General features: G+C 71.7%; 17 protein-coding genes and 1 pseudogene. 4 read left to right on the top strand and 14 right to left on the bottom strand.

From position 1 onward, the window contains the following. The first annotated feature begins 166 nt into the window (after nucleotides 1-166). Both AB0M47_RS00650 and AB0M47_RS00645 read left to right on the top strand, forming a co-directional pair. A complete protein-coding gene (locus AB0M47_RS00650; RefSeq protein WP_363406091.1) occupies nucleotides 167-2,584 on the top strand; it encodes a ribonucleoside-diphosphate reductase subunit alpha in 2,418 nt (805 codons plus the stop codon). Nucleotides 2,585-2,601: 17 nt separating this feature from the next. After that, nucleotides 2,602-3,597 carry a ribonucleotide-diphosphate reductase subunit beta gene (locus AB0M47_RS00645; RefSeq protein WP_363406410.1) on the top strand — a complete coding sequence of 332 codons (996 nt, stop codon included), beginning with the start codon at nucleotides 2,602-2,604 and terminating at the stop codon, nucleotides 3,595-3,597. Nucleotides 3,598-3,677: 80 nt separating this feature from the next. Here AB0M47_RS00645 and AB0M47_RS00640 read toward each other — a convergent pair whose 3' ends face one another. Further along, a complete protein-coding gene (locus tag AB0M47_RS00640) occupies nucleotides 3,678-4,550 on the bottom strand; it encodes a M23 family metallopeptidase (RefSeq protein WP_253757220.1) in 873 nt (290 codons plus the stop codon). 179 nt (nucleotides 4,551-4,729) lie between these two features. Between AB0M47_RS00640 and AB0M47_RS00635 the strand changes: the two genes are divergently transcribed. Next, the gene (locus tag AB0M47_RS00635; protein WP_363406088.1) at nucleotides 4,730-6,772 is read left to right on the top strand and encodes a BTAD domain-containing putative transcriptional regulator; all 2,043 of its coding nucleotides are present in this window, start codon (nucleotides 4,730-4,732) and stop codon (nucleotides 6,770-6,772) included. Between the two features lie 155 nt (nucleotides 6,773-6,927). Here the strand turns inward: AB0M47_RS00635 and AB0M47_RS00630 are convergent, their stop codons facing one another. From AB0M47_RS00630 to AB0M47_RS00590, 9 genes and pseudogenes are all read right to left on the bottom strand, one after another. Next, complete coding sequence (locus tag AB0M47_RS00630) at nucleotides 6,928-8,028, bottom strand: N-acetylmuramoyl-L-alanine amidase (protein ID WP_253757224.1); 1,101 nt, start codon at nucleotides 8,026-8,028, stop codon at nucleotides 6,928-6,930. Between the two features lie 77 nt (nucleotides 8,029-8,105). Further along, the gene (locus tag AB0M47_RS00625) at nucleotides 8,106-8,774 is read right to left on the bottom strand and encodes a response regulator transcription factor (RefSeq protein WP_363406083.1); all 669 of its coding nucleotides are present in this window, start codon (nucleotides 8,772-8,774) and stop codon (nucleotides 8,106-8,108) included. Further along, nucleotides 8,771-9,739 (bottom strand): histidine kinase, encoded by a 969-nt coding sequence (locus AB0M47_RS00620; protein WP_363406080.1) that lies wholly within the window; start codon nucleotides 9,737-9,739, stop codon nucleotides 8,771-8,773. The genes AB0M47_RS00625 and AB0M47_RS00620 overlap by 4 nt, the downstream gene beginning before the upstream one ends. Nucleotides 9,740-9,759: 20 nt before the next feature. Further along, complete coding sequence (locus AB0M47_RS00615) at nucleotides 9,760-10,029, bottom strand: SHOCT domain-containing protein (RefSeq protein ID WP_253757230.1); 270 nt, start codon at nucleotides 10,027-10,029, stop codon at nucleotides 9,760-9,762. 197 nt (nucleotides 10,030-10,226) lie between these two features. Then, a pseudogene (locus tag AB0M47_RS00610) lies at nucleotides 10,227-11,120 on the bottom strand (arginase family protein); the annotation flags it as partial. 87 nt (nucleotides 11,121-11,207) lie between these two features. Further along, the gene (locus AB0M47_RS00605) at nucleotides 11,208-12,125 is read right to left on the bottom strand and encodes a tetratricopeptide repeat protein (RefSeq protein ID WP_363406076.1); all 918 of its coding nucleotides are present in this window, start codon (nucleotides 12,123-12,125) and stop codon (nucleotides 11,208-11,210) included. Between the two features lie 19 nt (nucleotides 12,126-12,144). Further along, nucleotides 12,145-12,987, bottom strand: a complete 843-nt coding sequence (locus tag AB0M47_RS00600) for an ATP-binding cassette domain-containing protein (protein ID WP_363406073.1) — start codon at nucleotides 12,985-12,987, stop codon at nucleotides 12,145-12,147. After that, nucleotides 12,980-15,853: a hypothetical protein gene (locus AB0M47_RS00595; RefSeq protein WP_363406070.1), complete on the bottom strand. Its 2,874-nt coding sequence runs from the start codon at nucleotides 15,851-15,853 to the stop codon at nucleotides 12,980-12,982. The genes AB0M47_RS00600 and AB0M47_RS00595 overlap by 8 nt, the downstream gene beginning before the upstream one ends. After that, nucleotides 15,850-18,954, bottom strand: a complete 3,105-nt coding sequence (locus AB0M47_RS00590) for an FtsX-like permease family protein (RefSeq protein WP_363406067.1) — start codon at nucleotides 18,952-18,954, stop codon at nucleotides 15,850-15,852. Before AB0M47_RS00590 ends, AB0M47_RS00595 begins: the two co-directional genes overlap by 4 nt. Before the next feature lie 236 nt (nucleotides 18,955-19,190). Between AB0M47_RS00590 and AB0M47_RS00585 the strand changes: the two genes are divergently transcribed. Then, entirely contained in the window at nucleotides 19,191-20,867 is a 1,677-nt protein-coding gene (locus tag AB0M47_RS00585) for a methylmalonyl-CoA mutase family protein (RefSeq protein ID WP_363406064.1), read from the top strand. 171 nt (nucleotides 20,868-21,038) lie between these two features. Here AB0M47_RS00585 and AB0M47_RS00580 read toward each other — a convergent pair whose 3' ends face one another. The 4 genes from AB0M47_RS00580 to AB0M47_RS00565 are packed head-to-tail and all read right to left on the bottom strand — an operon-like array spanning nucleotide 21,039 to nucleotide 26,397. Further along, nucleotides 21,039-21,668, bottom strand: a complete 630-nt coding sequence (locus AB0M47_RS00580) for an Asp23/Gls24 family envelope stress response protein (RefSeq protein WP_253757242.1) — start codon at nucleotides 21,666-21,668, stop codon at nucleotides 21,039-21,041. 57 nt (nucleotides 21,669-21,725) lie between these two features. Continuing rightward, a complete protein-coding gene (locus tag AB0M47_RS00575) occupies nucleotides 21,726-22,379 on the bottom strand; it encodes an ATP-binding cassette domain-containing protein (protein WP_363406061.1) in 654 nt (217 codons plus the stop codon). Beyond that, nucleotides 22,379-23,371: an ABC transporter ATP-binding protein gene (locus AB0M47_RS00570; protein ID WP_363406058.1), complete on the bottom strand. Its 993-nt coding sequence runs from the start codon at nucleotides 23,369-23,371 to the stop codon at nucleotides 22,379-22,381. Before AB0M47_RS00570 ends, AB0M47_RS00575 begins: the two co-directional genes overlap by 1 nt. Then, nucleotides 23,371-26,397: an FtsX-like permease family protein gene (locus AB0M47_RS00565; RefSeq protein WP_363406055.1), complete on the bottom strand. Its 3,027-nt coding sequence runs from the start codon at nucleotides 26,395-26,397 to the stop codon at nucleotides 23,371-23,373. The genes AB0M47_RS00570 and AB0M47_RS00565 overlap by 1 nt, the downstream gene beginning before the upstream one ends. Between the last annotated feature and the right edge of the window lie 16 nt (nucleotides 26,398-26,413).

The raw sequence follows: 26,413 nt of genomic DNA, 5'->3' as shown, positions 1-26,413 counted from the left end.
ACATGTAGGGTGATTTCACCGGCTCGCCGCTAACGGTGGGCACGGGTCCGTCCACCGCGCCCACGCGCTGCCCCTGGCTTCGCGTGCGCTGCGCTGTGCCCGCGAACCGTGCCGCGCGGGCGCCCAGCCGGCTGTGGAGGCTTGCGTTCTGGAGGGGGAACTGCCCATGTCTACCGCGACATTGGGGATCGCACCGCACGAACTCGGTGAGACCCGGCACGCGCTGTTCGGCGAGGTCGAGGCGGCCGCGGCCGGGCTCGCCGAGGTGGCGCCGAATCGGGTGGCCGAGCCGGTGGTGGCCGGGGTGTGGCCCGGCGCTACCCAGGCTGACCTGCGACTTCGCGCCATCGAGACGGCGGCCGCGCTCGTCGCGCAGGAGCCGGCGTACTCGCGGCTCGCGGCGCGCCTGCTCGCCCGGCACATCCGCGAGGAGGTCGCCGGGCAGGGCGTACGCCGATTCAGCGAATCGGTCGCGACCGGTCACCGGCTGGGTTTGATCGCCGACGACGTGGCCGAGTTCGTCGCGGCGCACGCCGGCGAGCTCGACGCCCTGGTCGACGACAGCGCCGACGACCGCTTCGAGTACTTCGGCCTGCGGACGGTCTACGACCGGTACGTCTACCGGCACCCGACCAACCGGCAGGTCATCGAGACCGCCCAGCACTTCCTGCTCCGGGTCGCCTGTGGACTCATGGGGCCGGTCGGGGCGGCGGGCACCGTCGGCCAGACGGTGGCCGGCGGCGTGGCCGGGGTCGCCGAGTTGTACCGGCTCATGAGCCGGCTGGCGTACCTGCCCAGCTCGCCGACCCTGTTCAACGCCGGAGCGCGGCGTCCCCAGCTGTCCAGCTGCTTCCTCCTCGACTCCCCCAAGGACGAGCTGGACTCGATCTACGAGCGCTACACGCAGGCCGCCCGCCTCTCCAAGTACGCCGGCGGCATCGGCATCTCGTGGAGTCGCATCCGCTCCCGGGGTTCGCTGATCCGGGGCACGAACGGGCTGTCCAACGGCATCGTGCCGTGGCTGCGTACCTTCGACTCGAGTGTGGCCGCGGTGAACCAGGGCGGCCGCCGCAAGGGCGCCGCCTGCGTCTACCTGGAGCCGTGGCACGCCGACGTCGAGGACTTCCTCCAGTTGCGTGACTCGACCGGCGACGAGAACCGGCGTACGCACAACCTCCACCTCGCCAACTGGATCCCGGACGAGTTCATGCGCCGGGTCGAGGCCGACCAGCCGTGGTCGCTGTTCGACCCGAAGGTGGTGCCGCACCTGGTCGACCTGTGGGGCGGGGACTTCGACGTCGCGTACCGGAAGGCGGAGGCCGAAGGGCTGGCGACCAAGCAGGTCAGCGCCCGCGAGCTGTACGGCCGCATGATGCGTACGCTCGCCCAGACCGGTAACGGCTGGATGACGTTCAAGGACCAGGCCAACCGGACCAGCAACCAGACGGCCGTCCCCGAGAACGTCGTGCACCTGTCGAACCTGTGCACCGAGATCCTCGAGGTGACCTCGGACGGCGAGACGGCCGTGTGCAACCTCGGCTCGCTGAACCTGGCCGCGCACGTGCGGCTCGACGAAGCCGGCGGAGAGTTCGACTTCGCCGCGCTCAGCGAGTCGGTGCGGATCGCGGTGACCGTGCTCGACCGCACGATCGACCTCTCCTACTACCCGACCGCCGAGGCGGCCAAGGCGAACCTGCGCTGGCGGCCCACCGGCCTCGGGGTGATGGGGCTCGCCGACGTCTTCTTCCAGCTGCGACTGGACTTCGACGCGCCGGAGGCGCTCGCGCTGTCCACCCGGATCGCGGAGGAGATCGCGCTGTCGGCGTACGAGGCGAGCGCGGAACTGGCCGCGACGCTCGGCCGGCACGAGACCTACGACCAGACGCGGGCGGCGCAGGGCGTACTGCACGTCGACCACTTCCCCGACGCCGCGATCACCCAGGCCGCCCGGTGGGCCGCGCTGCGTACGCGGGTGGCCGAGGTCGGGCTGCGCAACTCGCTGCTGATCGCGATCGCCCCGACCGCGACGATCGCCTCGATCGCGGGCGCGGCCGAGTGCATCGAGCCGGTCGTCTCCAACCTCTTCAAGCGCGAGACGCTCTCCGGCGAGTTCCTCCAGGTCAATCGGCACCTGATCCAGGAACTCAAGGAACACGGGCTGTGGACGGACGCGCTCCGCGAGAAGATCGTCGCGACCGAGGGCTCGATCGCCGGGATCGACGAGATCCCGGCCGAGATCCGGTCGCGCTTCCGTACGGCGTGGGAGCTGCCGCAGCGGGCGCTGATCGACCTGGCCGCCGCGCGTACGCCGTTCATCGACCAGTCGCAGTCGCTGAACCTGTTCATGGCCGCGCCCAACATCGGCAAGCTCTCCTCGATGTACGCGTACGCCTGGCGCAAGGGTCTGAAGACCACCTACTACCTGCGCTCCCGGCCGGCGACCGCGATCGCCAAGACGACCCTGGCCGCCCAGCCCGGGTCGATCCGCCCGGTGTCGGCGCAGCCCGCACCGCAGCCGCGCGCGGCGATGTCCCTGATCAACCTGAACCTGGAGAACCCGGAAGTCTGCGAGGCCTGCCAGTGACGACCACCGCCCAGAAGATGCTGCTCGACCCGGGTCTCGACCTGACCCTCCGGCCGATGCGGTACCCGGACTTCTACGAGCGGTACCGGGCGGCCATCCGCAACACCTGGACGGTGGAGGAGGTCGACCTCGGCTCGGACCTGCCCGATCTGGAGACCTTCACGCCGGAGGAGCGGCACCTGATCAACCGCCTCGTGGCGTTCTTCGCCACCGGCGACACGATCGTGGCCAACAACCTGGTGCTCAACCTCTACCAGCACATCAACGCGCCGGAGGCCCGGCTCTACCTGTCGCGCCAGCTGTTCGAGGAGGCCGTGCACGTCCAGTTCTACCTGACGCTGCTCGACACGTACCTCCCCGACGAGGCCGAGCGGGCCAAGGCGTTCGCCGCGGTGGAGAACATCCCGTCGATCGCCCGCAAGGCCCAGTTCTGCTTCACCTGGATCGACTCGGTCTTCGACGTGCAGCGCCTGGAGACCGTCGAGGACCGGCGCAAGTTCCTGCTCAACCTGATCTGCTTCGCCGCCTGCATCGAGGGCCTGTTCTTCTACGGCGCCTTCGCGTACGTCTACTGGCTGCGTTCGCGTGGGTTGCTGGACGGACTGGCCGCCGGGACGAACTGGGTGTTCCGCGACGAGTCCATGCACATGGACTTCGCGTTCGCCGTCGTCGACACGGTTCGCGCCGAGGAGCCCGGCCTCTTCGACGAGGAGCTGGGCAAGACGGTCACCCGGATGCTGGAGGACGCGGTCGACGCCGAGCTCCAGTTCGCCGAGGACCTCTGCGGCGCCGGGCTGCCCGGCATGACCACCGCGGACATGCGCGAGTACCTCCAGTACGTCGCCGACCAGCGGCTGGCCCGGCTCGGCCTGCCGGCCCGGTTCGGCTCGCGCAACCCGTTCCCGTTCATGGCCCTGCAGGACGTCCAAGAACTCGCCAACTTCTTCGAGCGGCGGGTCACGGCGTACCAGGTCGCGGTGGAGGGAACCGTCTCGCTCGACGAGGACTTCTAGTCCTCGCAGACGAATGGGCGCGGGCCGGGGGTCCTCATCCCGGTCCGCGCCCTGTCTTCAGCGGCGTCAGTGGTACGCCGTCAGCCGCAGTGCTCGAAGCCGCTGGTGTAGCTCGAGCCGCCGGTGCTGCCGCCCCACTTCACGCATCCCGGGGCGGTCCGCTTCACCGGCCCGGCGTAGTAGCTGAAGTTGCCGGAGTCCGTGGTTCTCGTCGAACCCTGCGGCTCCAGGAAAGCGCTCGTCGCCGTGGCCGACCCGACGTTGGCGAACTTGAGCGTGACCACGCAGTTCTGTCCGGCCGAGCTGCTCCACAGCAGGTTGGTGGTGCCCGCGCTGCCGAGCTTCACCGAGTCGATGTTGTTGTAGCCCGCGCCGCAGACCTCGCGCGGGTCGTACGGGGTGGCGCAGTTGTTCGAGGTGACCGAGCCCCGGGTGTACGGGAAGGTCACGCCGTTGAACACGGACTTGATGATGTGCGACTGCGACCGGTCCGGGTACCGGACCTCGTAGTGCAGGTGCGGCGAGATGCCGTTGCCCGGCTTGGACGTGTTGCCGACGCCGCCGATGACCTGGCCGCGCAGCACCGACTGTCCGATCACGACCGCCATCGTCGTCAGGTGGGCGTAGTACGAGTAGTAGCCGCCGCCGTGGTCGATGACGATCAGGTTGCCGTATCCGTTGATGCTGCCCTGATTCGTCGCGACGTCGACGGTGCCGGCCGCCGAGGCGAGCACGGTGTCGTTCTCGTCCGCGTACGCGGTCGAGCCGCGGTTGAAGTCGATCTCCCAGGAGACGTGGGCGGAGCTGTCGTTCGAGTCGCCCGTCCAGGTCTGGCCGCAGGGGAACGGCAGCTGGAAGGACGGCGCGGCGGCGGCGGGCGACTGGATCGCCAGCACTCCGGCGGCCACGATCGCCAAGGCGACCGCGCCGCGCGCGAGCCTTGAGATTCTCACTGTGCTCAGCGTCCTTTCGGGGGTTGGGGGTAGTCCGGCCCTCCGGTTGCTGCGCGGGGGTGGCGTCAGCGTCACCCGAAGGGCTACAGGAGTTCTCCAGTTCGGCTACAGACATCACTGGAAGGTGGATCTATGTCGGCGTACAGTCAGCCGGGTCAGTTCGACGAACGGCGGTGGCCATGGGTCTCGAGTTCCGTCTTCTGGGCCCGTTCGAGGTGCGCGACGACGACCGGCCGGTGCCGATCAACGGCGTGAAACCCCGGCAGTTGCTGGCGAGCCTGCTCCTGCACCCCGACCGGCCGGTCTCGGTGGACCGCCTGATCGAGGTGCTCTGGCCGATCGACCCGCCTCGCTCGGCCGCGGCCAACATCCAGACCTACATCAGCGGGCTGCGGACCTGTCTCGGCGACGACCACGTGGTGCGCTACCCGCCCGGGTACGCCGTCGTCATCGGACCGGCCGACCTGGACGTGGCGAGCTTCCTCCGGGAGACCGACGAGGCGATCCGGCTGCGCCGTCTGGGTTATCTGGCCGACGCGCAGCGTACGCTCGAAGCCGCGCTCGCCCGCTGGCGTGGTTCCCCGCTGGCCGACCTCCCGCCGAGTCCACTGTGGCAAGTCGAGCTGGACCAGCTGACCGAGCGCCGTCTCGCCGCCCTCTCCGAGCTGCTGGATCTCCGTATCCGCCTCGGCGACCCGGATCGGGCCGTCGCCGAGTTGCGCGGGCTGACCGCCGAACACCCGCTGCGGGAAGGCCTGTGGGCGTTGCTCATCCGCGCGCTGGTCGCGGCCGGCCGGCGAGCCGACGCCCTCACCGTGTACGCCGAAGTCCGCCACACCCTCGCCGAGGAGCTGGGCGTCGGGCCCGGTCCGGAGTTGCAGCGCCTGCACAACGATCTGCTCGCCGCGGACGCCGCCCCGATCGCGTCCCACCCGGTCGGCCAGCAGCTGCCCGCCGACGCCGCGATCGTGTTGCGCGGGCTGGCCGCGTTCGGCGACGCGACGGTTCCGGCCTGGTTCGCCGGGGCGCTGCTGGAGGACGGCGAGGAGCAGATGGACCGGCTCGTCTCGGCCCGGCTCGCGGTGGACGCCGGGGTCGACGCGCTCGGGCAACGGCGGTATCGCGTACCGGTGCTGGTGCGGATGCTCGCCGACGCCCAGTCCGGCGACTGGCCGCAGCCGGACGAGGCCGGGCTGGTCCGCGTCCTGGGCGGCCTGCTCAGCCTGGCCGAGGACGCCGGGCACGCCTTGCCGCACAGCCCGTTCGGTCCCGGCCAGTCGGTCGCGCCCCGCTGGAAGCCGCCGATGACCGAAGTGGACGATCCGGTCGCCTGGTTCGTCACCGAGCAGGGCATCCTGCTCACCGCCATCGAGGTCGCCGGTCGGCTCAACCGCCCGGACTTCGCCTGGGAACTGGCCCTGGCCACCGTCCCGTGGTGCGACCTGGCCGGGCATCCGGAGGTCTGGGAGACCGGGCACCAGACCGCGCTGGCCATCTGCCGTCGCCTCGACGATCAGCTCGGCGTCGCCGTCACCTTGCGCGGCCTCGGCCAGCTGCACCTCTATCGGGACGAGTACGCCCAGGCCGACGCCGCGTTCGGCCGGGCGCGACTGCTGTTCGCTCAGCTCGGGCAGCCCGCCGGAGTGGCCGCCGCGCTCTCCGGGCTCGGCGCGGTGCACCGCGTACGCGGGGAGCTGGATCTCGCGGTGGACTACTACAGCCGTGCGCTGGAGGCGTTCGTGGAATGCGCCGAACCTTCCGGCGAGGCGTACGCCCGCGGCGCGATCGGGCAGGTGTGGCTCGCCCGGGGCAACCTCGACCGGGCGCAGGAATGGCTGGAGAGCGCGCTGAACCTCGCCGAGGTGATCGGCGACCGGCATCGCACCGCCCATCTCCGCCAGGCGCTCGGTTCGGTGGCTCGCCGGGAGGGCCGCGAACAGGACGCCCGGGGACTGCTCGACCAGGCCCTCGCCGGGTTCACCACGATCGGCGACATCCACGGCGAGGCGTACGCCCTGGTGGAACTGGGTCGATTGGAGCAGACCCCGGCCGAGGCGGCCGACCGGCTGACCCGGGCGCTGCACATCTACCAACGGCTCGGCGATCGGCGGGCGGAGGCGGACACGGCCGAACGGCTCGGTCAGCTGCACGGCGCCGCCGGTCAGCGGGAGCTGGCCGCCGCGTACCTCGACGAGGCGCGGCGGCTCCGCGCCCAGCTCTGACACTCGACACTCGACACTCCGTGCCGAATGCTCGCACTCGGCGCTGGATCAGGGTTCCGGGTCGAATCTTGACCCAAGATTCGACTTAGATCCGTGATCCAGCGCCAAAGAAAGCGGCGGTGAAGCAGCTGGCGCGAACGGGTGAAGCGGAAGAATCAGACTTGGGTGATGCGGATGGCGTCGGCGATCACGTAGCCCGTGCCCGAGGTCCACCGGCTCACCGCGACGACGTCCTGCGCTCCGGCCGCGAAGGCGAAGGTGCCCACGGTGTTCCACTTGCCGCCGTTGGCCTGCTGGTTCACGGTGACCGTCTGGTTGCCCGACGAGCTGAACACGACGTACGGCGTGGTGGCGTTGTAGCCCGTGTTCGCCGGGTAGTAGGTCTCGATCTTGTAGTTGCCCGCGCTCGGCAGGGTGGCGCTGTAGTACGCCGCGTCGCTGGCCGCCACCGGGTCGGCGTACCGGTAGTCGGTGCCGTACCGCTGGGTCGAGTAGGTGGAGGTGCCCCAGTTCGCCGAGGCCCGGAACGAGCTGGAGGTGTTGTCGACGGTCACGGTGAACGCCGGGGTGCTGCCGAGCGCGGCCGCGACGTCGGTCCGCAGCTGCGGGAGCATCGCGTAGAAGGCGTCACCCGGGCACTCGGTCGCGTAGTAGTCGCGGTGACCGTAGATCTTCGTCGGCGCGATGCCGTACTTGCTGCAGATGTACGCGCACAGCTGCACCAGGTTGGAGTAGAGCGCGGTGGTCGGCGTGACGCTGGTGTAGGTGCCCTCGTTCTCGATGCCGATCGCCTTGTCGTTCTGCCCCGGGCAGTGCGCGCCCACCACCATGCCGCTGCCGGAGGTCAGGTGGGACAGGCTGTAGTGCCGGCCCTCCATGATGTAGCCGCCCCGGGAGACGGTGAAGTGCTGCCCGGTGTCGGACCAGCCGTTGCTGTCCATGTGGTAGTTCTGGATCGTCTTCGCCAGCGAATACGCGTGCGCCTGCGTGTAGTCGGTCGAGTTCGCGGTCGCCGTGTGGTGGATCAGGATCTTGTCGGGATTGGTGCTGATCTGGGTCAGCGTCGACGAGGCGGCGCGGGCGCCCCAGGTGGCGCAGCTGGCGATGGTGGGCGTGGTGACGGCCAACGCCGGGGTGGCGGAGAGCAGCTCGACCCCGCCGAGAGCCGCACCGGCTCCGAGCAGGACCGCGCCGCGCATCATCGCGCGCCGGGAGACGGCCGAATCGAAGGGATTCGGTGAGGTGGGGACCGACATCGTGTTCCTCCGGGGAGGGAGATGGGATGAGGGGTCCCGCGCAGCGATGATTACTAAACACCCGGCCGGCTAGATCGTCAATCCATCCAGCCTGGCCGAACCAGTCCCGCCTCGTACGCCGTCACCACGAGCTGGGCGCGATCCCGGGCGCCGAGCTTCACCATCGCCCGGCTGACGTGCGTCTTCGCGGTCAACGGGCTCACCACCAGCCGGTTCGCTATCTCCTCGTTGGACATGCCCAGCCCGACGAGGGCGACGACCTCCTTCTCCCGCTCGGTGAGCTGGTCCAGCTGCCCGGTCGGCGGGGACGGCGCGCGGGAGCGGGTGGCGTACTCGGCGATGAGCCGGCGGGTGACGCCCGGCGACAGCAGGGCCTCACCCGCGGCGACCACCCGCACCGCGCGTACGAGGTCGGCCGGTTCGGTGTCCTTCACCAGGAATCCGGCCGCCCCGTCGCGCAACGCCGTGAAGACGTACTCGTCCAGCTCGAACGTCGTGAGGATGATGACCTTCACGTCGGCCAGTGCCGGGTCGAGGGCGATCCGGCGCGTCGCCGCCAGGCCGTCCAGCTCCGGCATCCGGATGTCCATCAGGACCACGTCCGGTCGCAGCTCACGGACGACGCGGACGGCCTCGGCTCCGTTGTTGGCCTCCCCGACCACCTCGACGTCCGGCTGCGCGTCGAGCAGGGCGCGGAAACCCGCGCGTACCAGGGCCTGGTCGTCGGCCAGCACCACGCGAATCACCGGGGAAACACCGCCATCACCTCGAAACCGCCCTGCCCGTCCGGCCGTGCGGTCGCCACGCCGCCCACCGAGGCGGCTCGTTCCCGGATGCCGACCAACCCGTGCCCGCCCTCATGCCCCGCGGGCTTCGGGCTCGCCGGTCCGGGATCGGCCACGCCCACCGTCACCGCGCGATCCGCGTACTGGATGACCAGGGTCGCGGTCCGCGCGCTGCTGTGCCGCATCACGTTGGTCAAGGCCTCTTGAATGATGCGGTACGCCGAAAGCTCCACCGTCGCGGGCAGGTCGGGCCGACGCCCGAGCGTCTCGGTCTCGACCTTCAATCCGGCCGCCCCGGCCTGCTGAATCAGGTCGTCCACTCGCGACAGATCGGGGGTGGGTGACCGCGGCGCCCCATCGGGATGAAGGCCGGCCAGCACCGACCGCACCTCGGCCAGTCCGTCCCGGCTCGCCTGCTTGATCGCTTGCAGCGCTGGGCGTACCTCCTGGGGCTGGACCTCCATGACCTCCAGCGCGACCGACGCGCGGACGTTGATGAGCGAAAGGCTGTGGGCCAATACGTCGTGGAGTTCGCGCGCGATGCGGACGCGTTCGTCCGCGGCCTCGCGCTTCTCCTCCTCGCTGCGGCGACGCTGCTCCTCGGCCTGATACCGCCGGTACGCCTCGCGCCGCGCCCGCGCGAACGGGCTGGCGATCGCCGTGAACGTGCTCGGGATGATCGCCGGGAACGGGAAGCTCAACAGCAGGTACGCGACGTTGATCAAGCCGGTGGCCGTGCTGGCCACGATGGCCCACCGGCGCAGCAGCAAGAGTGCCAGCGGCCCGGCGACCAGCAGTCCGAGCTGGACGGTCGTCACCGGGACCTGCCGGACGCCGCTGACCGCGAGGGCGATGAAGATCTGGAGCAGGGCGAGCCCGATCGGCCAGCCTCGTGGCCGCCCGCGCCACCGCTCCGAATGCTCCATCGCCCTCATCCTGCCACTGGTCACGAAGTACGCGGCGCGTCCAGGACGGACATGCGCTCCCGATACTCCTGCTCGTTGATCTCACCCCGGGCGTAGCGCTGGGCGAGGATGACGCGCGGGTCGCTGTCGCCGCCGTAGCGCCAGTGGCCCGGGTAGCCGTGACCGTTGCGCCAGTGCCGCCGCCAGAACAGACCGCGGATGACGAAGAAGAGCAGAATCCAGAACGGGATCCAGAGCCACGGCCCGAAGAACCACCAGCCGCCCCAGTAACCGGCGTGTGCGAGAACCATTTTTCCCTCCTCATCTCGTCCTTCGAGGGTGGTTCTTCCGCGCCCGGATTACGTCGTACGCGCAGCGACACTTGCGCCTACTCCCCCGGGAGTACGCGACGGCCGGATCAGGAGGCGACGGTCTGATCGGTGGAGCGGCGCGGGCGGGGGACGGCCTTCTTCCGGCCCACCGCGCGCGGCTGCTGCAACAGCGGGGCCAGCCCGGTGATCAGCATGTCGACGACCTCGCGGGCGTACGAGCCCTCCGGGTCGTGATCGGGGTCGAAGACCGTCAGCTCCATGCCGAGGCAATCGGGCGTGCCGACCAGCCCGGCGATCAGCATCTCCAGCTCGGCGAAGGCGATGCCACCCGGGTCGGGGGCGTCGACCGCCGGCATCACCGCCGGGTCGAGTACGTCCACGTCGACGTGCAGCCAGAAGCCGGCGCAGTGGGTGAGCTGCTCGCGGGCCCACTGCGCGCTGCGGGCCGCGCCCGCGGAGCGCAGCGCCGTCACCGGGCGGACCGAGAAGCCCCCGGCGGCCAGGTCGAGGCGGTACTCGTCGTGCTCCCGGATGCCGAGGACGACCACGTCCGTGTCCCGCACGTAGGGGCGGCGCGCCTCGATCCCGGCCAGCTCGATCTGGCCCCGGCCGGTCACCAGGGCGAGATCCTCGCCGGCGGCCGCGCCGACGTACGGCGCGTTACCGGGGTGCCGGAAGTCGGAGTGCCCGTCGACGAAGACGAGCCCGACCCGGCCGTCCACCTCGTCGCCGAGCCGGTGCATGGCCACCATCGAGCCGAGCAGCACCGAGCAGTCTCCGCCGAGGACCAGCGGAAACTCCCCGGCGTCGACGATCCCGCCGATCCGGTCCGCCAGCCGCTGGGAGTACGCCGAGATCTGCGCCGCCTGCGCCACCCCGTCACCGGGACGCCAGTCGCCTGGGTCGTACCGCGGCGGCGTGATGCAGCCCGCGTCCCGGGCGCCGAGGCGGTCGACGAGCCCGTGGTCGCGCAGGGCGCCGGGCGCCTTTCCGCAGCCCGGGACCGAGGTGGCCGTGGGCGGGCGCAGGCCGAGATTGGTCGGTGCGTCCAGCACCGCGATCCGTCTCATCCTCGCCCTCCCCCCTCGCGTCCGGCGCGTGAACCCCCTGGTTATGCGACCGATGCCTGCAGGCCGAGGATAGCGATCTATGCCAACCTAATAAAGAGCGCTGGCCAGAGCCCGCCGAGCGGTGACAACAGCCGGATCGTCCGGTCCGGCGATGGTGAACAAAGAGACGAGGTGCTGACGTACCTTCTCCCGATCGTCGCCGAACACCCGCCGGACGAGTCCGATGAGCCGGGCGTACGCGTCCTCGGCCTGGCCGCTCAACGCCTCCAGGTCGGCCGCCAGCAGTTGTGCTTCGAGGTCGTCCGGGGCGGCCTGGGCGGCGGCCAGCACCGCCTGCGGGTCGCGGCCCTGAACGCGCTTGGCCGCGCCGACCTGGGCGAGCCCGGCCTCGGCGGCGGCGTCGCGGGGCGTCTCGGACAGGATCTTCTGGTACGCCCGCTCGGCCGCGTCGAGGTCGCCCATCATGAGCATCCCGTCGGCCTCTTCGAGCCGGGGATCCTCCGGGATCTCGACTTCGGCCCCACTCGCCCGGAGCACGGCGTCGAGCCACTGCCGCAGCTGCGCCTCGGGAAGCTGACCGGGCAGGCCGTCGATCGGCTGCCCGTCCACGAAGGCGAAGATCGTCGGCAGCGCCTGGATGCGCAGCGCCTGAGCGAGCTGCGGATCGGTACGCACATCGTTCCGGGCCAGCACGAAGGTGCCGTCGGCGGCGAACTGCTCCAGCGCGGGGTCCCCGGCGTACTGCTCGCCGGCCACGAACTCCAGGATGACCGGGATCGTCCGGGACTTCTCCACGACGTCCCGCTGGAACGTCTGGACGGTCACGTCGATCGGCGCGTTCGCCCCGGCGAATCGCGGAACCCCGGTATCGCCGCCGTCCGGCGCGGCTCCGGCGGGCGGCGCCGTGGCGTCGGGCTGCGGGGCGGTGGACCGCAGCGCACTGAGGTCCACCGCGCCCCGGGTGAAGATCGACTGCCCGCGGCTCGGGTCTCGGGGATCCGTCATGCCCTTAGTCTAGGCAGGCTCACGACGACCCGACGACGAGCGTCACGCTGCCGTCCTCCGCGTGGTCGATGGTGAACAGCGTGCCGGGCGGGAACTCCTCCAGCACCTCCGGCGGGAGCTGGACGGTGCCGTCCCCCGCCACCACGGCGAAGTCCTGACCGTTGCGGCCCTCGGCGCCCACTCGGCCGTCCCGGATGGTGACCACCCGGCCCAGCCGTGTGCCGACCTCGGCGTCGTGTGTGACGACCACCACGGTGGTCCCCCGCTCGGCGTTGATGGTCTCCAGGGCGGAGATCACCTCGTCGCGACCGGCCGTGTCCAGCTGGCTCGTCGGCTCGTCGACCAGCAGCAGGCCGGGAGACGCGGCGATGCCGACCGCGAGCGCCGCTCGCTGCCGGGCGCCCGGCGCCAGCTCGTGCAGCCGTGTCTTGCCCTGGCCGGGCAGCCCGACCAGGTCCAGCACGCGCTCGGGGTCCTCCAAGGCGATGCCGGACGTCGCGGCGGCGCGCCGTTGCGCCAGCCACACGTTGCGGTAGAGCGAGGCGTACGGCAGCAGGTTGCGGGCCGCCCCCTGCAGAACGATGCCGACACGCGTACCGCGCAACCGGGAGATCTCCCGGTCGGTCAGCCGTCCCATGTCGTAGGTCCCGACGGTGACCCGGCCGGCCGACGGCCGCAACAGCCCGCCGAGCAGCGCGATCAGGGTCGACTTGCCGGAGCCCGAGGGACCGACGAGGGCCACCATCTCACCCGGCGAGATGGTCAGATCCACGCCGGAGAGAGCGACAACGTCACCGCCCTCGCCCCGGTAGATCTGCACGACTCGCCGGCAGGCGACGGCTAGACCAGCGTGCTCACTCACTCCAGGCTCCTCCCTCTCTCCGATCTCCCACGAATATCAGGTGTGTCCCCGCGATCAGCAAGACCGCGATGCCCACCACGGCCACGGCCAACGGCACGGGGCCGGGCCACGACGGCGGCGGCAGCCAAGGATTGCCGTCCACGATGGGCAGCACCGTCCGGGCGGCGGCCCAGGCGACAGCGGCGGCCACGACGCCGATCAGCACGCCCAGCACGCTGATCATGACGTAGGTGGCCCGTTTCGCGCGGCGCAACGTCGTCGCGCGTACGCCGGCCTGGCGCAACCCGGCCAGTTCGGTGGTCCGCCGATCGCCCGACGACACCACCAGCAGTACGCCGAGGAGCAGCAGCACCCCGGCGGCAGCCGCCCAGAGCTGCATCCGCAAGGTCAGGGCGGACGGTGTCCGGTCGGCTTGCGCGACGGCGTCGGCCCGGCTCTCGGTGCCGACGACGGCGAGCCCAGCGTCGGCCAGTCGCCGCTCGGCGTCCGCCGGGGCGTCCTCCGACAGCCACACCTCGATGCGGCTCGGCGTGGTGGACCCGAGCGTCGCCCGGAGCGCGGAGGGCAGGTCGACCAGCATCGCCTTGTGCCCCACGCGGGGCACGATGTCGGTGGCGACCGTCGGGGTGAGCGGCGCCCGCTGATACCCCCGCAGATTCAAGGCGGCGCCGACCGGCCCCTTGTCGCCCAGGTCCGGCGTGTACGCGACGGGCAGCGAGGGCAGCACGTCCGGCGGCAGCAGGTACGAGGGCTGGCCGAGGGCCATCGACGGGTCGACCGACCACTTGCCGGCGTCGGTGCCCGGCGTGTGCCAGCTCTTCCCGTCCGACACGGGCCGTCCGTCGACGGCGATCTGCTGGACGGTCAGCGTGCCCCGCTCGGCCCCGAAGGTGACCAGGCTCAGCCCGGCGAGCCGGCAGCCCTCGGCGCAGACGGGCGGCAGGGTCACGGCGTACGCCTGCACCCCGGCCTCGATGTGCTTGTCGAGGTCGAGTTCCTGGAACTCGCCGCCCGGCAGCTCGACGACGGCGAACACCCTGGACTGCGGCACGAAGGTGCCGGGCGGCATCGGTCCGTTGTCGACCGGCTGGACGGCGGAGTCGATGGTCACCTCGAGCTTGCCCGCGGTCACCTCGACCGGGGCCGCCGCGCCGGGCCTCAACGTCGTCGCCATCTCGGCCGCCTCGGGCCAGCGCATCACCGACGCCCGGCTGAGGTCGACCGCGAGGACGGAGTTTCCGGAGACGTTCAGCCGACCGGCGACGGTGGCGAACCTGCCGTCCGGGTCGACCTGGCGTACCGCCGCCAGCGCTTGCGCCGGGCTGCTCTGGACCAGCAGTACCCGATCGGCGCCGATCGTCAGGTCGATCTGCGTCTGCCGAGCGGTGCTCGACACGTCGGTCGCCCCGACGACCAGGGTGAAGAGGGCGGCTGCGGTCGACGTGAGGGCGAGCAGGTGCCGCCCGCTGGGCCGCCGGGTCGCCAGGGCGAGGGCCAGGCCGCCGACGATGCGGCCGCGCTGCAGTTGGCGCCGCGCGGCTGGGCGCAACACCAGCGGCAGGCCCCGTGCGGCGACGACCGCGACCGTCACGGCGAGCAGGCTCGCGGTGAAGATGCCCAGCCCGGTACGGTCGCCGGTCTGCATCTGCGCGAAGGCCGCCCCGGTCACCGTCAGCACGGCGACCTCGATCAGCGGCACCTTGCCGCCGGTCGGCAGCACCCGGCGGAGCAGGTCCAGCGGGCGCAGGCGCAGGACGCCCAGCGCCGTCAGCGCGACGAGGGCCAACTCGACCCCCAGCACCTGGAGCGCGGCGACCATCGAGGAGCCGTCCGCGCCCGGAGTCGACAGCGTCACCAGCAGTCCGCCCAGCGGAGTGGCGATGATCGCGATGATCGCGGACGCGCCCGCCGCCAGCAGCCACCGATGCACGAGCGGCAGGCCGCGGAGGGCCTGGATGCCGACCTCCGGCCGGTCCTGCCGAAGGCGGCCGGAGATCAGCAGGAACAGCCCCCAGCAGCCGAGCGCGAGGACGGGCACGACGACGGCCGGTGTCATGGTCTCGACGAACTTCCGCTTGGCCGCGATCCGATCCATCATGCCCTTGACGTCCGGGCTGCTCCGGATGATGTTGGGGTCCAGTTTGGACCGCAGGATGGCGTCGTAGTCGCCGCTTCGCAGCAGTCGCCGATCCGGGATGGCTGTGACGGTGAGGACCTCGGTCTGATGCGGCACCGCGTTCAGCGTCTCCGGCCGGGTGAGCACGACCAGCACTCCCGCGGCGTCCTCGGACGTGCGTACGCCCCAGTAGTCGTCGGCCGGGTCGGTCTGCTGATAGACGCCGACCACGTCGACCGGGGCACGACCCCGGTTGGTGGCCACCCACGGCTGCTTCGGATCGGGCTTGAACGCCTCGACCAGGAACAGCCGGGTGCCCACCTCGATCTTCCGGGTCTGCTGCACCGGCCCGACCGGCACCATGACCTCTCCCGCGCCGAGCGGGCACCGGCCGGACACGAGGCGTACGTGGGCGCAGGCGTCCTCGCGGTAGGTCAGGACGCTGCGTTCCTGACCGAAGCCCATGACGGACACGCTCGCGCCGTACACGGCGGTGTAATCCGGGAGCCGCCGAGTCGACTCGGTCACCGCCAGCACCGTCGCTCCGGACGTGTCGTCGCTGCCGGTCAGGGAGAACAGCCGCTCATTGGCGGAGGCGGCCCTGATCTCGTCGTCGGCGATGCCGTCGGCCACCGCCCGGGGGTACGCCGTCCCGAGCGCGGCCAGGCCGCCGATCGCGAAACAGAGCAGGGCGATCGCCGCGTACGCCCGGCGGCGTTCCCGCAGAGCCAGCATCAGCAGCGCGATCACCGGGCACCTCCGTCGATCAGGGCCTGGCGGGCCAGGCGGCGAGCCGCGTACACGAGGACCAGCGTCAGCAGCGCGGCGGCCGCCAACGCGGTGAGGGCGAACGGAATGGTGGACAGCCCGTCCGGCGGCGCGAGCACTTTCCAGCCGTCGGAGAAGACCGCCGGTTTCGGCACCGGAAGCCATGCGGTGGCGGCCGCGGCGATCAGCCCCGCGACGACGGCGACCGTCGTGGGCACGGCGTAGCCGACCAGGCTGATCCGCCGGACGAGCCCGGCACGCAGACCTTGTCGGCGCAGCGCCGCCAGCTCGGCCGACCGCGTACTCCGTTCGACCCCGGCCAGCAGCAGCAACGCGACGGCCGAGATCAGGACGCCGAGCCCGAAGACGCCGAGCTGGAACCGGCGTACGCCGGCCGGCCCCTGCCGGTTCAGCGCGGCCCGTTCGGCGTCCACCGTCGAGCCGCCGCGCACGTTGACCCCGTGCTGCTTCAGCGCGGCGAGGAAGGCCTCGTCGCCGGCGTCGGCCAGCCAGACCTCGAGCCGCTCGTTCGCCACCGACACCCCGACCACCCGATCGAAGTCGGCGAGATCGACGAGCGCGCCGTCCTCGGGGAACCGGGGCAGCCGGGCCGACGTGCCGACGAGGTCGACGTCGGCCGGATCGCCGCCGGACAGTTGCAGCTGGGCCCGGTTGTTCCGGCCGTTCCGGGTGACCAGCCCGGTCGACAGCGCCTGCAGCACCGGCCGTGCCGGGTACGCCCGCATCTCGCAGACGCCCCGTTGATGGTTGGGGTCGTCGCAGCCGGGCGGCGCGGTCAGCGTCATCCCCTCGGCCGAGCCGTCCAGGATGGGGCCGAGGACGCGGGTGTTCGAGCTTCCGGTCCACTTCAGACGCTCGCCCAGGGTCGCGGCGTCCAGCAGCTCCCGGCCTTCCTGCCGGACAGCGTGGAGGTTCACCCGGGTACCCCAGAGCAGGTCGGCCTGATTCGAGCCGTCGCGGGCCGCCGCCAGCCCGAGCCACACCAGGCGGCAGCCGCCGGCGCAGGCGCTGACGCTCGCCCGATAGTCGTGCCGCCCCTCCTGGAGCGGGCCGAACCGGACGATCGTCTGGGCGCCGGCCGCAGACACGAGCGCGACCTGCGCGAAGACGTCTCCAATGATCTCGGTCGGTGGCGCGATCGGCTCGTCGATCGGCGGGAAGTCGGGATTCGGCGACTTCACCTGCTGGGTCCGGTCGCCCAGGGCGTACGCCTTGCGGTCGAAGGACGCCGTGATCTCCAGCGCGCCGTCGGCCACCCGGATCGGATCGTCGACAGCGGCCGGCGCCTTGGGCACCGGGCCGTACTCGGGCAGCCAGTCGGCGACGGCGCCCAGGCGCGCGGTGTCCACGGCCAAGAGGCCGGGCGCGAAGCCGACGCTGGAGGAGAAGTAGCTCACCGCCATCCCGCGGGTGCCGGCTGGATCGATGTCGCGGACCGCGTCGAGCAGGTTCCGGCGGCTGACGCCGTCGACCTGCACCACCCGGTCGGCGCCGAGCTGCTGCTCGGCCCGCGCGGTCACGGCCTGCTCGCCGCGGACCATGTCGCCCATCGCGGTGGTGAGCCCGGCGATCGCCACCACCAGCAGGGTGACCACCCAGCGCAGGGTCGGCCGGCGGCGGGCCGACAAGCCGGCGACCGCCACCGTGAGACGACCGGCGCGCATCGCGGCCGACCCCGCCCGGCCCGACAGCCACAAGACGAATCGGGCGGCGAGCAGACCGACCGCGATGGCCAGCAGGGCGGGGACCATCGTCGCGGTCACCGACCCGGACCGCAGCGCCTCGACCGTGGTGAGCTGCCAGACGCCGATCGCGAGCAGGGTGACGATCACCAGTTCGGCCGCGTCGACCGCCCGGCCGCGTACGCGCGGCGGCACGTTGCGCAGCAACTCGACGACCGGCGACCGCAGCGACCGGAGTTCGGAGAGCCAGGCCAACGCCAGGGCGGCGAGCAGGACCCCGCCGAACAGTTCGGCGCTCTGCGTCAGCGCGAGGTCGATGTCGTCCGGCCAGACGACCGGGCCGATGACGGCGCGCACCCAGGCGTACCCGGCGGCCGCGCCCAGCACCGCGCCGCCGAGCATCACGCCGACGGTCTGCCCCATCGTCGCGGTCCACACCCGCCAGCGGCGTACGCCCCGCAGCTTCACCAGAGCCAGGTCGGTACGCCGGGCGGCGACCGTCTGGCGTACCACGACGAGCAGGGCGAACCAGGCCAGCAGCACGAATCGGCCAGTGGCGGCGACGATGCCCGCGCTCATCTCGTTCTGCACCGAGTTGATGATGTTGGGGACCTCGCCCGCCGAGGAGAACCAGTCCAGCGTCCAGCTCGCCTCGCCCGACTGCAGCGCGCCGAGGCGGTTGCCCAGCCCCGGGGTGTACGCCCCCAGCCCCAGTTCCAGGTCGACGGTGGTCTGCGGACGGGCCGTCGGCAGGTGGTCGAACGTCGAGGCCGCGGTCAGGAGCGGGTCGATGACCCGGGAGTCGTGGTCCCACACGCCGGACCAGTAGCGGTCGTCGGCGCGTACCGGTCGGTAGAGGCCGACGACGGTCAGCTCGGCGACCTCGCTGGAGTTGTCGATCTTCATGCTGAACCGGTCGCCGACCGCCAGGCTCAGCGACCGGGCGACACCGTCGCTGACGAGGATCTGGCCGGGCCCGGCCGGGCAGGCGCCGTCGACCACGGCGTGCTCGCAGGCGCCCTCCCGAGCCAGCAACGCACCCTTGGCCGACGCGCCCGGGCGCAGAATCGGCCCGGTCAGCCGCAGGCCGGTGATGGGCGTGGAATGGTCGTCGCCGGTCGCGTTCTCGATGACCTTCAGCGCCTTGGCCGCCGGAACCCGCCCGTTCGGCAGGTCGGAGGTCCGGGCGTACGCGTTGACGTGCACCATGCGCTGTTCGGTCGAGGCTTCCGCGACGATGCGCGCGGCGAGCTGCTCAGCGGAGGCGAAGACGTACCACGGCGCGGCCGCCGCCGTGCCCACCGCCAGCGCGGTCAGAACGCCGACGGTGAGCGCCTGCGTCCGGCGGCCCCACACCGCGTCCCAGAGGAGTCGGATCACGCGGGAAGGACAGCCTTGGCGCGCCGATCCTTTGTCACCCCGAGGTGATCGTTACCTTTTCGTGATCCATCGTGGCTGGCCCCGTTTCCCGCGGATCATGGATACGCAGGCGATACCGGGCCATGATCACCGGCATAGCCGTGATCCGCACCCCGAACAACACCGATCAAGCCGGGTTACCGGCCGGTTCGGGACGACTTAGCGATCGTTCAGGAGTGTCGCATACCATCGGGACCATGGACGCAGACGAGATCCGGGCGGGCCGCGACCGCTGGCAGGCCCGGTACGACGCCGCCAAGACCCGGCACGCCGACTTCACGACCCTCTCGGGGACCGAGGTCGAGCCGGTCTACGGCCCGCCGGCGGGCGCCACCGTGCCCGGTTTCGAGCGCATCGGCTGGCCCGGCGAGTACCCGTTCACCCGCGGCCTCTACCCCACCGGGTACCGCGGGCGGACCTGGACCATCCGCCAGTTCGCCGGGTTCGGCAACGCGGCGCAGACCAACGCGCGCTACCACCAGATCCTCAACGCGGGCGGCGGCGGCCTCTCGGTCGCGTTCGACATGCCGACCCTGATGGGCCGCGACTCCGACGACTCCCGCTCGCTGGGCGAGGTCGGCCACTGCGGCGTCGCGATCGACTCGGTCGCCGACATGGAGGTGCTCTTCTCGGGCATCGACCTGGCGGCGGTCACCACCTCGATGACCATCAGCGGACCGGCCGTCCCGATCTTCTGCATGTACCTGGTCGCGGCCGAGCGGCAGGGCATCGCCGACACCTCGGTGCTCGACGGCACGCTGCAGACCGACATCTTCAAGGAGTACATCGCCCAGAAGGAGTGGCTGTTCGCTCCCGAACCGCACCTCCGGCTCATCGGCGATCTCATGGAGTACTGCGCGCAGCGCATCCCTCGCTACAAGCCGCTGTCGGTCTCGGGCTACCACATCCGCGAGGCCGGGTCCACGGCCGCGCAGGAGCTGGCGTACACGCTCGCCGACGGCTTCGGCTACGTCGAACTGGGCCTGGACCGCGGCCTCGACGTCAACACGTTCGCGCCCGGCCTCAGCTTCTTCTTCGACGCCCACGTCGACTTCTTCGAGGAGATCGCCAAGTTCCGGGCCGCGCGCCGGATCTGGGCCCGCTACCTCCGCGACGTCTACGGCGCGACCAGCGAGAAAGCGCAATGGCTCCGCTTCCACACCCAGACCGCGGGCGTCTCGCTCGCCGCGCAACAGCCGGTCAACAATGTGGTACGCACAGCGCTGGAAGCGTTGTCCGCTGTCCTCGGTGGGACGAACTCCTTGCACACCAACGCCCTGGACGAGACCTTGGCGTTGCCGACCGACGAGTCCGCCGAGATCGCCCTGCGGACGCAGCAGGTGATCATGCATGAGACGGGCGTGGTGAACGTGGCCGACCCGCTCGGCGGTTCGTGGTACGTCGAGGCGTTGACCGACAAGATCGAGGCCGAGGCGGAGGAGATCTTCACCCGGATCAAGGCGCTCGGGGCGGACGGCACGTTCACCGCAGGCATCCTGCGCGGCATCGAGAACGGCTGGTTCACCTCGGCCATCGCCGATTCGGCGTACGCCTATCAGCGCGCGCTGGAGGGCGACGTCAAGCACATCGTCGGCGTCACCCGGAACACGGACACCCTCGCCAAGCCGCTGGAGATCCTGCGGGTCTCCCATGAGGTGGAGACCGAGCAGGTCAAGCTGCTCCAGGAACGGCGGGCCGCACGGGACCAGGCCGCGGTCGACACCGCGCTCGCGGCCCTGTCCACGGCCGCCCAGGGCACCGACAACCTGGTTCCGGTGCTGCTGGACGCCTGCCGGGCCGAAGCGACGCTCGGCGAGATCTGCGACGCCCTCCGCGACGTCTGGGGGGTCTACCGGGAGCCGGCCCGCTTCTGACCGCCCCACCCCTCCCCGCGTCCCACCCCACACCGCACCACCGCGTCCCACCCCCGCGTTCCGCCCCCGCGTTCCGCCCCCGCGTTCCGCCCCGTTGATCATGGAGTTAACCGTTGTCTCGACGGCGTGTCGAGGCGGCAAAGTCCATGATCAACGGGGCGGGGGAGTCGTTCAGGCGACGTAGTCGGCCGCGCGGGCTTCGTCGTTGCCCACCGGGCCGTCGTCGTCCACGTGCACGTCGTCGACGATGACGTCGACCCCGGTGACCTCCAGGCCGAGCAGGTTCTCCACCGAGTTGATGACCTTGACCCGGACGGTGTCGGTCACCGAGTGCACGACGTAGCCGAACTCGATGACGATCGTGACGTCGATCTGCGCGTTCCGGCCTTCCAGGGTCACCTTGACGCCCTGGTCGGCGTCGGCGTCGCCGAGGCCGATCCGCTCCTTCACCGCGCTGAACATGCGCGCCACGTCGCCACCGAGGTCGTAGACCCCAGGCACCTCGCGGGCGGCGATGCCGGCGATCTTCTCGACGACCTCGTGACGGATGTGCGTCTTGCCCCGGTCGGCGGCCAGCTCGGCGTTGTTGCGGATGCGGCGGGCGGCGTTGTCGAAGGCGTTGCGGGTGGCGTCGACGGCCCGGTCGGCGGCGTCGCTGACCGCGTCGGCAGCTACGGCGAACTTGGTCTCGGCCTGCTCGGCGAGGTCGCTCGCGCCGGCCCGAAAGTTATCCATAGTGGACGACGGCTGGACCGGCGCGGTGGCCACCACCGGCGCCGGCGCCTCGATATTCTCGCTCATGTCCTGGTGCTCCCCTGGTCACGTCCTGCTCAACGGTCAGACGCGGGCAGCATAACCTCAGCGAACCACCGTGGCCACGCCGTCGACCAGGTGAACTTCGGCATCACAAGCCGCCGCGGCCTGCGGGTCGTGGGTCGCGAAGACGACGGCCGCGCCCCGGCGGGCCTCGGCCTGCAACAGGTCGAGCACCTTCTGCCGGTTGGCCGCGTCGAGCTCGCTCGTCACCTCGTCGGCGAGCAGCACGGTCCCGCGCAACGCCAGGCCCCGCGCGATCGCCGTACGCTGCTGCTGGCCACCGGACAGCTCCTCGACCAGCTGGTCGGCCTGACTGGTCAAGCCAACCTGGTCGAGCGCCTCCGCGGTCCGGCGGCGCGCCTCGGCCGGAGCCGTCCCGTTGGCGATCAATGCCACCTGCACGTTCTCGCTGGCGGTCAAGATCGCGGCCAGCCCGTTCTCCTGCGGCACCAGCACGACGCCCCCGGCGACGGCCTGATCCCGGTCGCCGACCTGGCGGCCGTCCACGGTCACCGCGCCGTTCTGCGGCCGTACCAACCCCGCCATCGCCCAGAGCAACGTGGTCTTGCCGGCGCCGGACGGACCGGTCACCGCGAGCACCCGCCCTGGCACGGCCATCGCCGACACGTCGCGCAGCGCCGGACGATCCTTGCCGTACGCCACCGTGATCCGGTCGACCTGCACCGTCGAGCCCATCAGCGATCCTCTCCGTAATAGTCCCCGGGCCTGCGACCGAGGTGCACCCCGTCTCCGACGATCGGAACCGACGAGCCCACCGACCGGGTCGCCCCGTTCCACTGCGATGGAACGCTCGAGACCGGCACAGTGGTTGCCCCGTTCGACGAGTTCGCCGGAGAGACCGCCGGCACCAGCAGCGCGCTGCCGTCCGATTGCAGCTCGACCCGCAGGTACGTGCCGGGCGGCAGGGCCTCCAGCACGTCCGGCGGCAGATGCACCGACCCGTCCCGGCCGACCACCGCGAACTCCTCGCCGGAATGGCCCTCGCCGCCGACCCGGCCGTCGCGGATCGTCACGGTACGCGCCATCCGCGAGCCGACGTCGGGATCGTGGGTGACCACCACGACGGTCGTGCCGAAGCGGCGTACGGCTTCGAGGGCGGCCAGCACCTCGTCCCGGGCGCCCGTGTCGAGCTGGCTCGTCGGCTCGTCGGCGAGGAGCAGTCCGGGCCGGTTCGCCAGGGCGACCGCCAACGCCAGCCGTTGCCGCTCGCCCGGCGTCAACGCGCCCGGCTTCAGCCGCATCCGGCCGCGTACGGCCAGGCCGACCAGCGACAGGATCTCACGCGGAGCGGTCGGCTTGAGCCCGTCCGGGCTGCGCCCGGCGCGCTGGGCGAACCGCACGTTCTGCTCCGCCGACAGGTACGGCAACAGGTTTCGGCGCGCGCCTTGCAGTGCCACGCCGACGTCGCTAGCCCGCATCCGGGCCAGGTCCGCCTCCGACGCCTTGGCCAGGTCGACGTCGCCCACGTACGCCCGACCGGCGGCCGGGCGCATGAGCCCGGCGAGCACGGACAGCAACGTGGACTTGCCCGAACCGGACGGGCCGAGCAGCGCCACCGACTCGCCCGGCGCGATGTCGAGGTCGACGCCGGCCAGGGCGACGACGTCGTAGCCCTCCAGCCGGTAGATGGAGACCAGTCCGCGGCAGGACACCCCGATCGCGGCCATCACACATCACCTCGCAGCAGCTCGGGAGCGGCCCGGCGGACCAGCCGCACCGCGACGAAGACGGCCAGCAGCAGGGACAGCAGCCCCGCCGCGGCCGCGAAGGCCAACGCGCCCACCTGCGGAGTCCAGCTCACCGAGGTGGTCTGCCCGACCGTCACCAGGGGCATGCCCGGCAGCATCAGCCAAGCGCTGACCAAGCCGACGGCGAACCCGGTCAGCACGGGCAGGCCCAGCAGGGCCAGATGCTCACGGCGTACGCCCCGGCGCAGGACTCGGGCCGGGACTCCGGTGACCCGCAACGCCGCCAGCTCATGGCGGCGGACCGTCGCGTTCAGCCGCGCGACCAGGAGCACCAGCCCGAGGGCGAGCGCGGCGGCGACGACGCCGGCGAGCAGGTAGAGCCGCCAGGCGAGCGCCGGTGCGCGACGGCCCAACTGGTCCACCGTCGCCTCGACGGTCCGCGTCTGCAACACCGTCACCCCGGCGGCGGCCAACCGCTTCGGCAGGTCGGCGGGCGCGCTCGCGTTCGCCCAGATCTCGGCGCTGAACCGGCTCGCGTCGGGCATGCCGGTCGTCGCCTCCGCCCGGGAGACCGCGTAGTCCAGGTCCATCAGGAAACCGCGCTCGCCCACGCTCGGCAGCGCGCCGGCGCGTTCGACCACCGTGAAGGGCTGCGGCTCCTCGGCGTACGCGAGGAAGCTGAACTGGTCGCCCGACCGGTTGTCGTCCGGCGTGTCTCCCGACAACGCCACCGGCAGCGCCGCTGGCGTGTCCACATAGGTCACCAGGAGGTCGGAGTTGCCTTCCGCCTGGACGTCCACCTTCAGCGTGTCCCCGGTCGTGACGGTCACCCCGGTGACGCCGCCGCGCTGCGCCCCGCTCCAGGCCTTCTCGTCGGAGAACGAGACGACCGGCGAGCCGCCCGCCTTGACGTCCAGGACTTCCAGCTTGGCGGTGATGGCGCTGCTGTCGGCGGCCGGGCGGATCAGGGCCAGCCCGACGAACCGCCCGGTGGGCACTGCCGCCGAGTAGGTGCGCAGCCCGGCCTTGAGCGTCCCCAGTGTCACGTACTTGGGCTGGGCGCCGGCCACGGCCACCATCGCGGCCAGCTTCACGCCGGCCTTGCCGAGCTGGGAGACGTTCACCCGGACGGTCAGCTCCCCGGTGACCGGAGCCTGCGGGGCGGCCTGCGGACGCAGTTCGCCGGCCAGCTTGCTCAGGTCGGCCGTCGAGTGGCCGGGCCAGCTCGCCACCTTCGCCAGTTGCGCGGCGGGCAGCGCCACGATGTCGAGCGGCTGGCCGGCGTACCGCTCGCCGTTGCGGCGCAACACCGGCATGGCCGACCCGTCCGGCGCCGCTGTGCGTACCGCTGAGATCAAAAGCTGGGGATCCACGGAGCCGACGGAGTAGACGCGGGCCGCGCCCAGTTCGAGTTCGGCCTGGGTTTGCCGGGCCTGGGCCGCGACGTCCCAGGCGGCGGCCGAGAAGCCGAGCAGCGCGAGGGCGACCGTGACCACCGCGACCACCCGGTGGCGGCCGGGCCGCCGGGCGAGCTGAGCCGCGGCGAACATGCTCGCCACGTTCCCGGTACGCCGCGCGAGCGCGAGCCGCGCACCGGCGCCTACGCTCAGCAGCCGGGCGACGCCGATCCCGGCGACCAGCGCGAGCAACGGCGCGGCCAGCAGCGCGAGCGACGATGTGCGGTCCTGCCAGGCGGCCACGACCGCGGCGGCAGCGAGCGCGACGATGACGCCTTCGCCCAGGCCGGCCCGCCAACCGGTGCGGTGCGGCACCCGGCGGAGCAGGCTGAGCACGCCCGACCGCACGGTACGCCGAGAGCCGACCCACGCCGCCAGGAACGCCACCACCAGCGCGGCGACGGCCGCGGCGAACGGTTCCCAGCGCGCCTCGACGTGTACGCCCGGAGCCAGCACGGCCCGAGCGGCGAACTCGGCGACCGCCAGCCCACCCACGAGACCGACCGGCGTGGCCAGGCCGATCAGGAAGAGCACCTCGCCGAGACCGAACCGCGCGGCCTTGCCCGCCGGGTAGCCGCGCAGCTTCGCCAGAGCGATCTCCGGGCCGCGTTCCTCGGTCAGCGACGCGACCAGGAGCGTCAGTACGCCGACCACGAGCAGCAGCAGCGGAACGGCGACGACCGGGATGGTCTTGGCGATCGCGGCGGCGTCGTCGTGGGCGTCGGTCAGCAGGCCCGGCAGCGCCGACGACAGCGTCAGCTCCTGTTGCAGCAGACCGAGGGAGGCGCCTTCGAGGTCCTTGGCGAGCGCGTCGGCGTCGTCGAGCTTGATGTCGTCGATCCGCACCGGGTAGACCAGTTCGAGGGCGACCTGCGCGGTCGAGACGTACTTGAGGTCCTCTTCGCTGCCCGCGAAGATCGCGTCGATCGGCGTCCGGCCCTGCTCGTCCGGCGAGGCGCCTTCCCGGAAGTAGCCGTGCGCTCCCCAGGCCGGGGCGTTGGCGTCGCGGGGCGTGTAGACCCCGACGACCTCGCGCTGCTGCGTCTTGCCGCCGATCGTCAGGGTGATCCGGTCACCGGCTTCGAGCCCGTGCGCCTTGGCCGTCCGGTCGCTGACGATGACCTGGTCGTTGTCGGTCGGGCAGTCCCCGGTCACGCTGACGAGCTTGCACAGGTCGCTGCGGAAGACGTAGCGCGCCTTCAGCTCACCGGACGGGACGATCGCCTCGGTCTCCACGGTGGTCACCGGGCGGCCGACCAGATCGTGCAGCAGCGGCCGCGCCTTGATCGCGGCGTCCGCCTTCTGGCTGGACTCCAGGGCCGGTTCGAACGCCGCGCTGTCGCCTGTGCCGTTCACCTTGACCGTCACCGAGCTGGCGTACGCCGGAGCCTCGCGCAAGGTGTCGGTGAGCACCGATTGCTGCGCCGCCCGCGCGTACGTCGGGGTCAGCACGGCGGCGGTCACGGCGACGGCGGCGAGCAACAGCACTACCAGGGATCGCCCGGTCCGGTGCCTCACGCCGCGCAGCAGCACGGTCCAACCCGTCACGGTCTCGTCCCCTCGG

The organism is Hamadaea sp. NPDC051192 (assembly GCF_040682475.1).
In the GTDB taxonomy this organism is placed as follows: domain Bacteria; phylum Actinomycetota; class Actinomycetes; order Mycobacteriales; family Micromonosporaceae; genus Hamadaea; species Hamadaea flava.
This window is presented reverse-complemented; position numbering and strand designations above follow the sequence as displayed.

What these genes read in the sequence shown, in the direction of transcription:
- AB0M47_RS00570 (WP_363406058.1), bottom strand. Translation starts at nt 23,371, where the DNA reads ATGGCCGCGATCGGGGTGTCCTGCCGCGGACTGGTCTCCATCTACCGG.
- AB0M47_RS00615 (WP_253757230.1), bottom strand. Translation starts at nt 10,029, where the DNA reads ATGGTTCTCGCACACGCCGGTTACTGGGGCGGCTGGTGGTTCTTCGGG.
- AB0M47_RS00645 (WP_363406410.1), top strand. Translation starts at nt 2,602, where the DNA reads ATGCTGCTCGACCCGGGTCTCGACCTGACCCTCCGGCCGATGCGGTAC.
- AB0M47_RS00575 (WP_363406061.1), bottom strand. Translation starts at nt 22,379, where the DNA reads ATGGGCTCGACGGTGCAGGTCGACCGGATCACGGTGGCGTACGGCAAG.
- AB0M47_RS00620 (WP_363406080.1), bottom strand. Translation starts at nt 9,739, where the DNA reads ATGGAGCATTCGGAGCGGTGGCGCGGGCGGCCACGAGGCTGGCCGATC.
- AB0M47_RS00605 (WP_363406076.1), bottom strand. Translation starts at nt 12,125, where the DNA reads ATGACGGATCCCCGAGACCCGAGCCGCGGGCAGTCGATCTTCACCCGG.
- AB0M47_RS00580 (WP_253757242.1), bottom strand. Translation starts at nt 21,668, where the DNA reads ATGAGCGAGAATATCGAGGCGCCGGCGCCGGTGGTGGCCACCGCGCCG.
- AB0M47_RS00650 (WP_363406091.1), top strand. Translation starts at nt 167, where the DNA reads ATGTCTACCGCGACATTGGGGATCGCACCGCACGAACTCGGTGAGACC.
- AB0M47_RS00635 (WP_363406088.1), top strand. Translation starts at nt 4,730, where the DNA reads ATGGGTCTCGAGTTCCGTCTTCTGGGCCCGTTCGAGGTGCGCGACGAC.
- AB0M47_RS00630 (WP_253757224.1), bottom strand. Translation starts at nt 8,028, where the DNA reads ATGTCGGTCCCCACCTCACCGAATCCCTTCGATTCGGCCGTCTCCCGG.
- AB0M47_RS00585 (WP_363406064.1), top strand. Translation starts at nt 19,191, where the DNA reads ATGGACGCAGACGAGATCCGGGCGGGCCGCGACCGCTGGCAGGCCCGG.